2 protein-coding genes (1 of these 2 cut by a window edge) are annotated in these 14,068 nt (G+C 67.7%); both read right to left on the minus strand.

Translation table 11 applies throughout. The annotated features are described in order from the left end of the window. On the minus strand, nt 1-5,125 hold the 5' end (the start) of the coding sequence (locus FCG67_RS24555; protein WP_169310609.1) for a non-ribosomal peptide synthetase. It extends 23,255 nt beyond the left edge of the window; 5,125 of the gene's 28,380 nt are visible here — the first part of the coding sequence; the start codon lies at nt 5,123-5,125; the stop codon falls past the left edge of the window. A 178-nt stretch (nt 5,126-5,303) separates the two neighbouring features. Further along, on the minus strand, nt 5,304-14,068 hold an 8,765-nt coding region (locus FCG67_RS24560), incomplete at its 5' end, for an amino acid adenylation domain-containing protein (protein ID WP_136912190.1).

Below are 14,068 nucleotides of genomic sequence, written 5' to 3' on the forward strand. Positions count from 1 at the left end.
AGTTGCCGCCCAGGTCGAAGAAGTCGTCGTCCAGGCCGACGAGCTCGATGCCGAGAACCTCGCCGTACACATCCGCGACGATCTGCTCGACCGGTGTCGTCGGCGCGCGGAACACCTTCGCCTCGAACACCGGTGCGGGCAATGCCTTCCGGTCCAGCTTGCCGCTCGCGTTCAACGGGAATGTCTCGAGGACCACCAGGGCCGACGGCACCATGTATGTGGGCAGCGACTGGCCGATCGCGCTCCGAAGCATCTCGACATCGACGTCGGAGCCGGCAGAGGGCACCACGTAGCCGACCAGCTGATCACCGGTCGGTGTGCCCACGACCAGGGCCACAGACTGACTGACCGAGGGATGTGCCAGCAGCGCCGTCTCGATCTCACCGAGCTCGATCCGCTGCCCGCGGAACTTCACCTGGAAGTCGGTACGACCGATGTAGTCGAGTTCACCATCCGCGGTCCAGGTCACCAGATCGCCGGTGCGGTACATCCGCTCACCCGCGTTGAAGGGGTTCGCCACGAACCGATCCGAGGTCAGGTCCACACGGCCGTAGTAACCGCGCGCCAACTGCACGCCGCCCAGGTACAGCTCGCCCGGCACGCCCACCGGGACCGGCCGCAGCCGCGAATCGAGCACGAACGCCTGCGAGTTCCACTCAGGACGGCCGATCGGGACCGAGCCACCCGTGACCCCGCCGGTCACCTCCGCGTAGGTGATGGAAACGGCGGCCTCCGTCGGCCCGTACAGGTTGTGCAGGCGGGCAGCACAGACGTTCTGGAAACCACGGACCGTCTCCGCGGGCAGTGCCTCCCCAATGGCGAAAACGTGCCTCAGGGAGGCCAATTCCTCCACGGAGCCGCCCGTCGACGAGACCAGGTCGGAGAACACCGCCAGCATCGACGGCACGAAATCCGTCACCGTCACGCCCCGCTGCCGGATCGCCTCCGCCACATACGCGGGGTCCCGGTGCCCGTCCGGCGTCGCCACCACCAGCGTCGCACCCACCCGCAGCGGCAGGAAATACCCCCACAACGAGACGTCGAATGTCGTCGCGGTCTTCTGCAGGTACACGTCCGCGGCGCCGAGCTCGTACTCGGCCTGCACCCAGGCCACCTGATTCACGATCGCGCCGTGGCTCACGGCCACGCCCTTCGGCTTGCCCGTCGATCCTGACGTGAAGATCACGTACGCCGGATGCTCCGGCCGCAAGATCGCCACCCGATCCGCGTCGGTCAGCGGCTCGGCGGAGAAGGACGACACGTCGATCGCGTCGATGCAGAAGACAGACCTGTCCCCCGGAACCTGGAACCCGTCTCGCGAGGTGGTCAACACACATGCAGGTGACGCGGTGTCGAGGATGTGGCCGATGCGGTCCATCGGGTGATCCGGATCCACCGGAACATAGGCGCCGCCGGCCTCGAGAACCGCGTAGATCCCGACCACCAGATCGAGCGAGCGACGAACGGCCAATGCCACCAACGACTCTGGTCCGACGCCCGCCGAGATCAGGAACCGGGCCAACCTGTTGACCCGCTCCGCGAACTCCGAATACGTCAGCGAGTCACCCTCGTAGACGACCGCGGTCCGATCGGGCGACACGAGAACCTGGGCGTCATACGCGTCGAGCAGCAACTCACCCGCGTCCAGTGGGTGTGCGGAGTCGTTCCACCCGACCACTACCCGATCGTGCTCGCCGGCCTCGAGCAGATCGAGGTCGCCCACGGGTCGACCTGGCGCCGCCACGACGCCCTCCAGCACCCGCACGAACCGGTCCCCGAACGCCTCGACCGCCGTCGCCTCGTCGAACAGGTCCGTCGCGTAGGCGAGCAGGACCGTCATCCCGGCTGCCTCGCCGGCATCCTGCTCCGTCTCCAGGAAGGTCCACTGCAGATCGAACTTGGCGATCTGCGGGTCGAAATCGACCGCACTGACGCTCAACTCGGGCAGTTCAACCGCGGTCTGTCCGAGGTTCTGGAAGAACATCGCGACCTGGAACAGCGGGTGCCGTGCCTGCGACCTGGTCGGGTTCAGCACCTCCACCAGCCGCTCGAACGGCACATCCGCATGCCCGAATGCGCCGAGGTCGCCAGCCCGCACCCGGGCCAGCAGGTCTGTGAACGACTCCGCCGTCTCGACCTGGGTCCGCAGCACCAGTGTGTTGACGAACATGCCGATCACGTCATCGATCGCCGCCTCGCCACGGCCCGCGACAGGCGTTCCGATCGCGATGTCCGACGTACCCGAGAGCCTGGCGAGCAGGATCGCCGCTGCCGCATGCACGACCATGAACAGCGAGGTGTTGTTCTCCCTGGCAACGGAGTTGAGCTGCGCCAGCAGCTCGGGAGCAATCTCGAATCGATGGGTGGCACCGCGGTTGGAGGCGACCGCCGGTCGCGGCCGATCACCGGGCAGGTCCAGCTGCGCGGGCAGCCCCGCCAGCTCGTGCCGCCAGTAGTCGAGCTGCTTGGCGATGACCGACTCCGGATCGTCCTCCGAGCCGAGCACCTCGCGCTGCCACAGGCTGAAGTCCGCGTACTGCACCGGAAGCGGAGCCCACGAGGGCGCGTCGCCGACCGAGCGGGACGCATACGCCGTCACCACGTCCCGGATCAGCGGCCCCATCGAGAATCCATCGGCCGCAATGTGATGTACGACGAGAACCAGCACGAACTCGGCGTCGACGGCCGAATCCGTGTCGACCTGATACAGGCTTGCCCGCATCGGCACTACAGAAGTGACATCGAATCCGACCGAGATGTCCGCGATGACCCGCGGCAGCAACTCGTCGGCGGACACCGCCAGCGGGGTAAGGTCCGGCGTCGCCTGATCGGCCGTCAGGATCACCTGGGCCGGGCCCTCTGCCGAGTCCGGATACACGGTCCGCAGCACCTCGTGCCGCGCAACGACGTCGGCGACCGCAGCCTGCATCGCGGGGAGGTCGAGCCGACCCCGCAGGCGAACGGCCATCGGGATGTTGTTCACCGTCGACTCTGTGTCGAACCGGTTGAGGAACCACATCCGAGACTGAGCCAGCGACAACGGAATCCGGTCCGGACGCTCGCGCGCGACGAGCGGGATCGCGCTGGTAGCCCCGTCCGCCGCACCCTCGATGACGAGCGCGAGCTCGGCGACGGTCGGCGCATCGAAGAATTCACGCACGTCGATTCGGACGCCGAATTCACCGTTGAACCTTGCGATGGCCCTGGTCGCGATCAGTGAGTTGCCGCCGAGCTCGAAGAAGTCGTCGTCCACGCCGATCTTCTCGAGCCCGAGAAGATCGGAGAACAACTCGGTCAGCTTCTCCTCCGTCGGCGTGCTCGGCGCCCGGTACTCGCGGGCGAGGGACGAGAAGTCCGGGGTCGGCAACGCCTTACGGTCGAGCTTGCCGCTCGCGTTCAAGGGGAAGGACTCGAGGGCGACGAACAGCGACGGCACCATGTAGTCCGGCAGCTTCTGCTTCAGGTCCGCTGTGAGCTCGCGGTGGTCCGGGACCGTGCCCACGGTCGCGACCACGTAGGCGACGAGGTGTTCGCCGACGGTCGGGTCCTGGTGCACGACGACGACAGCCTGTGCGATCTCGCTACGGCTGAGCAGTGCCGACTCGATCTCACCGAGCTCGATGCGAAGGCCGCGGAGCTTGACCTGGAAGTCGATGCGCCCGAGATAGTCGACGGCCGCATCCGCTCGCCACCGGACCAGGTCGCCGGTGCGGTACATGCGGGCGCCGGGCTCGCCGTAAGGGTTCGCCACGAACCTGTCCGCCGTCAGCTCCGGGCGTTCGACGTACCCGCGCGCGAGCTGCACGCCCGCCAGATACAGCTCACCTGGGACACCGACCGGAACCGGACGCAGGCCGTCGTCCAGGATCAGCAGCTCGGTCTCCGCGACCGCCTTACCGATCGGGATCGAGGCCCCGTCCGATTCACCGGTCTCGTGGTGCGTGACATCCACCGCGGCCTCGGTCGGCCCGTACAGGTTGTGCAGGGGCGCGGAGCTGATCGCCCGGAACCGCGCAGCCGTCTCGGATGGCAACGCCTCCCCGGAGGAGAAGACCATGCGCAGAGACCCGACCTCAGCCGCCTGCGGCTCGTTGAGATACACCGAGAGCATGGACGGCACGAAATGCGCGACCGTGACGCCGCGCGCGATCATCGTGCGGGCCAGATAGGCGGGATCCCGGTGTCCGTCGTGGGTGGGGATGACCAGCCTGGCCCCCATCAGCAGTGGCCAGAACAGCTCCCACAGTGACACGTCGAACGTGTACGGAGTCTTCTGCAAGATCACGTCGTCCGTGGTGAATCGGTACTCGCGCTGCCGCCACAGCAGGTTGCTCACGATCGAGCGATGCGACACCGCCACGCCCTTGGGCTTGCCCGTCGACCCGGACGTGAAAATGACGTAGGCGACGTTGTCCGCCGACGTCGCGATCCGACGATCCGCGTCGGTGACGGGCTCGGCCGAGTACCCCGAGACGTCGAGTTCGTCGAGCGCGAAGACCGTCACGCTCGACGGCAGCGGGACGCCGTCGCGTGCGGTGGTAAGGACTGCCGCCGGCTGCGCCACCTCGAGCACGTACCCGATGCGGTCCGCCGGATGGTCCGGATCGAGTGGCACGTAGGCGCCACCCGCCTTGACGATCGCGTACATCCCGACCAGCAGGTCCAGGGACCGGCGGATCGCGAGTCCGACGTGATCCTCGGGTCCCACCCCCGCCGCCAGCAGGTGACGGGCGAGGCGGTTGGCGCGGGCGTCGAACTCCGCGTAGGTCAGCCGCTCACCCTCGAACTCGAGCGCGATCGCGTCGGGCGTTCGGACGACCTGCTCTTCGAACAGGCTCGCCAGGGTCTGTGCCGAGGCGGGCCGGGTGACCGTTCCTGCCCCTGCGTCCGGGTTGGCCTCCGCCGCATCGGCGAGCAATGACTCCAGGATCTGGGCCAGGCCGCCCTCTTCGCCCGAATCATCCAGGTCCGGCAGCAGGCCGGAGATGACCACAGGGATCAACGCGTCCGGCCCCAGCGCACCGCCCATTGCGGCGTCGAGGGTCTCCAACTCGGTGTGCAGGGTCTGGTAAGTGATGCCGGTGCCCTGGTGGGTGATGGCCCGCCGCTCGGGTTCAACGTTCACTACCGCAGCGATGACTTGCTGCAGATCCTCGACCAACAGAAACCGCCCCCGCGGATCTCGACCCGACATCTTGCTGTTCCTCCCAATACCACACTGCGCCCCGACCCGGACCGTTCCGAGGCAAATCCACGCACAGAGATTTCGACACCGTCCGGCGGCGTTCGCCAGAACTATAGGGTCACGCCGGACTGTCGGACTGCGCTTTCTCCACAATTGATCGGGACGCGCTGATCAGCGATTCCAGGGCTCTCGCGTGCCCTTCGGCGCCGAGCGCCGGGAGGATACCCGGCAGCAATCCGGACAGTGACACGGTCACCAGAGCCTCGGGTTTCAGCGCCGATCCCATCGACTTCGAGACCGCCACCAACTTCGTGCCGAGCTGCCCGTAGGTGACATCCCGACCGTCGTGCGAGAGTGCGATCGCGTCCGGCGCCGCGGCCGCGGCTGCGGCGACGAGGTCCGGCAGATCACGCACCGTGAACGCCGGCTTCGGTGCGAACCGCGAGCGCTCCTGGTCGGTCAGGATGTCGATCGACCGCAGCACCACGGCCGGGTTCTCCGCGATGGCCTCCAGAATCCGGGCGAACCGTCCCGCGAACAGTTGGATCGTCTCGAGCTCGAACAGATCCGTGGCATACGTGAACCGCATCTGGATCTCCGCGAGCTTGCCGAGCTCGTCGAACTGCTCCATCGCCGTCAGCTGCAGGTCGACCTTCGCCTGGTCGAAACCGTCGTCGAGCGCCGAGACCTCGAGTCCCGGCAGCTGCAGCGAGCGGGTGGTCATGTTCTGGAAGGCGAACATGACCTGGAACAACGGGGTGTACGCGGTCGAGCGCTGGCGCCCGACCACGTCCACCAAACGCTCGAACGGCACGTCGGCATGACCGAAGGCGGCGAGATCCTTGCTCCTCGCCTGGCCGAGCAGCTCCTCGAACGTGCTCCCCGAGGTGACCGCGGTCCGCAGCACCACCGTGTTGACGAACATGCCGATCAGGTCGTCGAGCACCTGTTCGCCTCGGCCCGCGACCGGGGTGCCGATCGCGATGTCGGACGATCCGCTCAGCCTGGACATCAGCACCGCGAAGGCGCTGTGGATGACCATGAACATCGTCGCGCTGTGGTCCCGGGCGACGCGACTCAGCCGATCGGTGAGGTCCGATCCGACCACGAAGTCGAACGAGCCCCCCATCATCGACGCCCTGGCCGGGCGCGGCCGATCCGTCGGCAGTTCCAGTTGTTCCGGGACTCCCGCCAGTTCGTTCGTCCAGTACGCCAGCTGGCGCGTGATCAGACTCTCCGGATCGTCCTCGGATCCGAGCAACTCCCGCTGCCACAGGCTGTAGTCGGCGTACTGCACCGACAGCGGCGCCCACGCCGGAACCCTCCCGTCGACCCGCGAGGAGTAGGCGATCATCACGTCCCTGGTCAGCGGGCCCATCGAGAAGCCGTCCGCGCTGATGTGGTGAATCACCACCACGAAGACGTACTCGGTCGGTGCCAGCTCGAACAGCGCTACGCGGACCGGAACGGAGGCGGTGACGTCGAAGCCGGTCCCGACCATCTGTGCCAGCGCCTCGGCGAGGGCCTGCTCGGTCACCTGGACCGGCGCCAGGCTCGGCGCCATCTCCTCGAGCGGGACGATCACCTGGACGGGGCCGTCGGCCCCATCCGGGTACATCGTCCGCAACACCTCGTGCCGATCGAGGACGTCGAGAACGGCGGCTTCGAGGGCGGGCACATCCAACAGTCCCGACAACCTGATCGCGGCCGGGATGTTGTAGGCCGCCGAATCCGGGGCCATCTGGTTGAGCACCCACATCCGCTGCTGTGCCAGGGACAGCGGGACCTGCTCCGGTCGCTCGGCCGCGACCAGCGCCAGCCTCCCGCCCGAACCGGCGTGTGCCTCGACCCGCACCGCGAGCTCACCGACCGTCGGAGCCTCGAACAGCCACAGCACCGGGACCTGGGTATCCAGCGCGGCGCCCAGGCGAGCGGCGACCTGTGTCGCGACGAGCGAGTTGCCGCCGAGCGCAAAGAAGTCGTCGTCCAGCCCGACCCGCTCGGCGCCGAGCACACCGGCGATGGTGTCCGCCACCAACTGCTCGACGATCGTGGTCGGCTCACGGAACTCGGTGGCGGTGAACTCCGGATCCGGCAATGCCTTTCGGTCGAGCTTCCCGTTGACGGTCAACGGCATCGCATCGAGTTCCATGAACGCGGCCGGGACCATGTAGCTGGGCAACGACCTCGCCGCTTCGGCCTTGAGCGCCGCGGTGTCGACCTCCTGACCGGCGGCGGCGACGATGTACGCCACCAGTCGGTCACCGGTCTGCGCGTCGGTCCGCGCCGCCACGACAACGGAGCCGACCGACTCGTCGCGGGCAAGCACCGACTCGATCTCGCCGAGCTCGATCCGGAAGCCGCGCACCTTCACCTGGAAGTCACTGCGCTCCAAGTACTCCAGGTTGCCGTCCGGTCGCCATGCGACCAGGTCACCCGTGCGGTACATCCGCTCCCCCGCCGAGCCGAACGGATTCGCCACGAAACGGTCGGAGGTCAGATCCGCCCGGCCGTAGTACCCGCGTGCCAGCTGGGCGCCGGCCAGGTACAGCTCGCCGGAGACGCCCGCGGGCACCGGGCGCAGGCGATCGTCGAGCACGTAGACCTGTGTGTTCCACTCCGGCACACCGATCGGAACCGACCCGGTGTCCTCGTCGGCGACCTCGTGCGACGTCACCGACACCGCGGCCTCCGTCGGGCCGTACAGGTTGAACAGGTCCGCGGCGTTCGCACCGCGGAACGCCTGTGCGGTCGCCGCAGGCAGCGCCTCACCGATCGCGAGCACCCGCCGCAGCGAGGCCGACAGCGCGCCGCCCGCGGCCGCCGACCCGAGCATCGACAGCATCGACGGCACCGCGTGCAGCGTCGTCACGGACTGCGTTCGGATCAGGTCGAGCAGATAGTCCGGATCCTGATGCCCACCCGGCTTCGCGATCACCGTGCGGCCACCCGACACCGACGCGGACCAGAACTCCCACACCGACAGGTCGAAGGTCGCCGCGGTCTTGAGCAGCACGGAGTCCGTACCGTCCAAACCGAACTCGGAGCGCATCCACACCAGTTGGTTCACGATCGCGCCATGGCTCACCGCGACCCCCTTGGGGCGCCCGGTCGAACCCGACGTGAAGATCACGTATGCCGGATGTGACGCCCGTAGGGGGCCCATCCGCTCGGCATCCCCGATCGGGCCGTCCAGAAGGCCGGAGAGATCGAGGGTGTCGACGCAGAGGGCCGTTCCTCCTCCCGCACCGTCGAAGCCGTCGCGCGAGGTCGTCAGCACCAGGACGGGCGCGGCGGTCTCGAGGATCTGCTGGATCCGCTCGGTCGGATGGTCCGGATCGATCGGCACGTAGGCGCCACCCGCCTTGACCACGGCGTACATACCCACGACGAGGTCGACGGACCGTCGCATCGCCAGGGCGACCAGCGACTCAGGGCCGACCCCCTCCGAGATCAGTCGCCGTGCCAGGCGATTCACCCGGGCGTCGAACTCACGGTAGGTGAGTTCGGACTGTTCGAACGACAAGGCCACCGCATCGGGCACAGCGGCCACCTGCTCGTCGACCAGGTCCACCAGCGTGACCGCCGGAACGGTCGCCTCGGTGGCGTTCCACCCGGCCAGCACCAGGTCGCGCTCGGTGGTATCGAGCAGATCGATGTCACCCACCGCCGCGGTGGGATCGACGATGACCGCGTCGAGGATCCGAACGAACCGATCCGCGAACAGCTGCACGGTCGACTGGTCGAAGAGGTCGGTCGCGAAGCTGAACAGTGCGTCCAGCCCGGCAGGCGCGCCGTCGGCGTCGTACCGCTCGGTGAGGAACAACTGGAGATCGAACTGGGCGATCTGGGTGTCGACGTCGAGTGCCGAGACCTCCAGCCCGGGCAACTCCAGGCTGGTCTGTGCCACGTTCTGGAACGAGAAGCCCACCTGGAACAGCGGGTGCCTGGCCGTGGAGCGCGCGGGGTTGAGCACCTCCACGAGACGCTCGAACGGCACGTCCGCGTGTCCGAAAGCCTGCAGGTCCGTCTCGCGCACACCCGCCAGCAGGTCGGCGAAGCCGAGGCTGCCGTCCACCTGGGTGCGGAAGACCAAGGTGTTGACGAACATTCCGATCAGTTCGTCGAGTGCGGCCTCGCCGCGACCGGCGATCGGCGTCCCGACCGCGATATCGTCGGTGCCCGACAGCCTGGCCAGCAACACCGCAAGCGCGGCGTGCGTGGCCATGAACAGGGTGGAACTCTGGGACCGGGCCAGCTCACTCAGGCCACGGTGCACGCGGGCGTCGATATCGAACGCGACCCGCCCGCCGTTGTACGACTGCGCGGGCGGCCGGGGGCGGTCGCTCGGCAGGTCCAGCTGGTCGGGCAGGCCGGCGAGCGCCTCACGCCAGTATCCGATCTGCTGGGCGGACACCGACTCCTGATCGTCCTCGCTGCCCAGCACCTCGCGCTGCCACAACGCGTAGTCCGCGTACTGCACGGGCAGCGGTGCCCAGTCGGGCTCACGACCCTCGACGCGCGCCGAGTAGGCGATCATGATGTTGCGGACGAACGGCGCCATCGAGGAGCCGTCCGCCGAAATGTGGTGGACGACCGAGGCCAGCACGAACTCCGGCCGCCCCGTGGACTCGATTCCCGCCTCGAGCTGGAACAGGCGGATCCGGACCGGCACCTCCGCCGTGACGTCGAACTGGGTGGAGGCGAGTTCCATGAGGAGCTCCGGCAGGTCCTCCACTCGGGTCTGGACCGGCATCAGATCCGGGATCGACTGTGCGACAGGGACGATCACCTGGACCGCCCCATCCGGGGTCTCCGGGTACATAGTCCGAAGCGACTCGTGCCTGGCGAACACGTCACCGACCGCCGCCTCGAGCGCCGCGACGTCCAGGTCACCGAGCAACCGGATCGCCATCGGGATGCTGTACGCGGTCGAGGTGGTGTCGAACCGGTTGAGGAACCACATCCGCTGCTGCGCGGGTGACAACGGGAGCCGCTCGGGCCGGTCCTGTGCCACCAGCGCGGGTCGGGCGCCCTCACCCGCACGCGCCGCGAGCGCAGCCGCCAGTGCGACTACCGTCGAGGACTCGAACAGCGCCCGCACCGGGACCCGGGCGTCGAGCGCGACGCCGAGGCGCGAGGTCACCTGCGCTGCGATCAGTGAGTTCCCGCCGAGGTCGAAGAAGTCGTCGTCGAGCCCGACCCGGTCCAGCCCCAGCACGCCGGCGAAGGTGTTCGCCACGATCTCCTCGACCGGCGTCGAGGGGGCCCGGAAGGCCCGTGCCTCGACCACAGGAGCAGGCAGCGCCTTCCGGTCCAGCTTGCCGTTCGCGGTGAGCGGGATGTCCTCGAGCGTCATGTACGCCGCGGGCACCATGTACTCCGGCAGCAATGCCGCGGTGCCCGCCCGGACCGCGTCCATGTCCAGCGCCACACCCGCGGCGGGCACCACATAGGCCACCAGTCGCACGTTGCCTGGTGTGTCCTCGCGGACCACCACCGCAACCTGACCGACCGACTCCTGCGCAAGGACAGCGGACTCGATCTCGCCGAGTTCGATCCGGAAGCCGCGCACCTTGACCTGGTCGTCCGCACGCCCCAGGTACTCGAGGTCGCCGTGCCGGTTCCACCGGGCGAGGTCACCGGAGCGGTACAACAGCGAACCCGCTCCGCCGAACGGATTCGCCACGAATCGACCCGCGGTCAGCGCGGGCTGCCCGAGATATCCACGCGCCAACTGGACGCCCGCGACGTACATCTCTCCTGGCACGCCAACCGGGACCGGTCGCATGCGCGTATCCAGCACGAACACCTGCAGACCCGCGATCGCCTGTCCGACAACACTCGCCGACGCCGCCGATGCCATCGCCTCGTCGACCTGACGATGCGAGACGTGCACAGTGGTCTCGGTGATGCCGTACATGTTCACCAGTCGGGGAGCCCGGTCACCGTGTCGCGAATACCAGTCGGACAGGCGACGCAGTTCGAGGGCCTCGCCCCCGAAGACGACGTATCGCAGTGCCAGGTCCTGTGAGCCGGGCTCGGCGAGCCGGTCGGCCTCGGCCAGCTGGTAGAACGCGGACGGCGTCTGGTTCAGAACCGTCACTCGCTCGCGCCGCAGCAATTCCAGGAACTGCTCGGGCGAACGAGAGGTGAAGAAGTCCACCACGACCAGCGTGCCGCCGTAAAGGAGCGGGCCCCACAGCTCCCACACCGAGAAGTCGAACGCGTAGGAGTGGAACATAGTCCAGACGTCCGAATCGTCGAACCCGAACTCTGACTGGGTGTTCGCGAACAGCCGTGCCACGTTCTGATGCGGAACGAGCACACCCTTCGGCCTACCCGTGGATCCCGACGTGTAGATCACGTAGGCCACGTTGGCGGGTGACAGCGGGGCCAGTCGGTCCGCATCGGTGACCGTGGCCGAGTCGAACTCGGACAGATCCAGGGTGTCCGATTCGATCACCAGGAGCTCGACGGGCAGCGCCATCTCGCTGTCGGCCGAACTGATCACACAGATCGGCTTCGCGTCCGCGAGCATGTACTCGATGCGGTCCGCCGGATAGTTGGGGTCGACCGGCAGGTATCCGCCACCGGCCTTGACCACCGCCAGCAGCGCAATCACCAGCTCGCTCGACCGCGGCAGCGCGACCGCGACCAGCGACTCCGGGCCCACACCGCACGAGATCAGCTTCCTGGCAAGCCGGTTAGCTCGCTCGTCCAGTTCCCGGTAGCTGATCGAATCGTCGGCGAACCGCAGGGCCACCGCGTCACCGTGACCGGCCGCGGTGGCGTCGAACAGGTCGACGAGGGTCGAATCGACCCCGGCATCGGCGCCCGACGAGTTCCACTCGGAGAGTAGGAGATCCCGTTCGACGGAATCGAGAATGTCGATGTCGCCAACCGCGACAACGGGGTTCGCGACCACGGACTCGAGCACCCGGAGGAATCGACGCTCGAACTCGCGCATCGTCGAGTCGTCGAACAGATCGGTGGCGTAGGTCAGCTCGGCAGCCATCCCGGACGGGACACCGCTGGCGTCGATCGACTCGGTCATCGTCATCTGGAGGTCGAACTTTGCGATCCTGGCATCGAAATCGACACCGCTCACGCTCAGACCGGGCAGTTCGAGGGTGGCCATCTCGAAGTTCTGGAAGGACAGCGCCACCTGGAACAGCGGGTGACGCGCCTGCGAGCGGGTCGGGCTGAGTACCTCCACAAGCCGCTCGAACGGAACGTCCGCATGAGCGAACCCCGCGACGTCCACGCCGCGTACCTGCTCGAGCACCTCCTCGAAGTTCGAGTCCGCCTCGATCTGGGTGCGCAGGACGAGAGTGTTGACGAACATGCCGACGAGGTCGTCGAGGGCGGCGTCACCGCGACCGGCAAATGGCGTACCGACCGCGATGTCCTGCGTTCCCGAAATCCTCGACAGAACCACGGACAGCGCCGCGTGCACCACCATGAACATGGTGGCGTTGTGCTTGCGCGCGAGCTCTGCGAGCGCCACGTGCAGGTCCGCAGCAATCGTGAAGCCCTGTGTCGCACCGCGATACGAAGCGACGGCGGGCCTGGGGCGGTCGGCAGGCAGGTCGAGCTGATCGGGCAGCCCTGCCAACGCCGCCGTCCAGTACTGCAGCTGCGAGGAGATCAGCGATGCGGAATCATCCTCGGAGCCGAGTACCTCCCGCTGCCACAGGGTGTAGTCGGCGTACTGCACCGGTAGCGGCATCCACGCCGGTGCCATGTCGGCGCTGCGCGCCGCATAGGCGACCATCACGTCGCGAACCAGCGGCCCCATGGAGAAACCGTCAGCCGCAATGTGGTGCACCACGATCATCAGGACGTGGTCGGTCTCACCTTCCCGCAGGAGCCGCGCACGGATCGGCACCTCCTGCGTGACGTCGAAGCCTCCCGACGCCTCGGCTATGACCCGGGCAAGCAGCTCCGACTCCGACACCTCGATCGGGTTCAGGTCGGGGACCGCCTGCGCCACGGGGACGATCACCTGCACCGGGCCCTGCGCGGTGTCCGGGTACATCGTGCGCAGGATCTCGTGGCGTCCGATGACGTCAGTGACAGCCGCCTGCAATGCCGCCTCGTCGAGACATCCCGACAGACGCACCGCGGCGGGAATGTTGTTCACCGCCGACGCGGTGTCGAACTGGTTCAGGAACCACATCCGGGACTGAGCCAGCGACAACGGAATCTGCGCGGGACGCTCCATCGCGACCAGAGCGAGGCGGCCGCCGTCCCCGGCATGCGATTCGATGCGGGACGCCAGGCCCGCCACCGTCGACGCCTCGAACAACTCTCGAACGGGCACGGTGGTGTCGAGCGCGACGCCGAGACGGGCCGCGACCTGCGTGGCGATCAGCGAGTTACCGCCGAGCTCGAAGAAGTCGTCGTCACGACCGACCCGCTCGACCTTGAGCACCTCCGCGAACGTGCCGGCGACGATCTCTTCGATCGGGGTGGACGGTGCCCGGAAGACCTTGGCCTCGAACACGGGTGCGGGCAGCGCCTTGCGGTCGAGCTTGCCGCTCGCATTCACCGGGAACGCCTCGAGCACAACCACGACTGCCGGGACCATGTAGGCGGGGAGCGTGCGCCCGACCATCGCCTTCAGCTCATCGACATCGACGGCCGCACCCTCGACCGGGACGACGTAGCCGACCAGCTGCTCGCCGGAGTGCAGGTCGCTGCGCACCAGAACGACGGACTGGGCGACCCGCTCGTGGGCGAGCATGGCCGATTCGATCTCGCCGAGCTCGATCCGCAAACCACGCAACTTCACCTGGAAATCAGTACGACCGATGTACTCCAACTCACCGCCGGCAGTCCACGTCACCAAGTCACCCGTCCGGTACATCCGCTCACCCG

This window comes from Rhodococcus oryzae (assembly GCF_005049235.1).
Lineage (GTDB): Bacteria > Actinomycetota > Actinomycetes > Mycobacteriales > Mycobacteriaceae > Rhodococcus_G > Rhodococcus_G oryzae.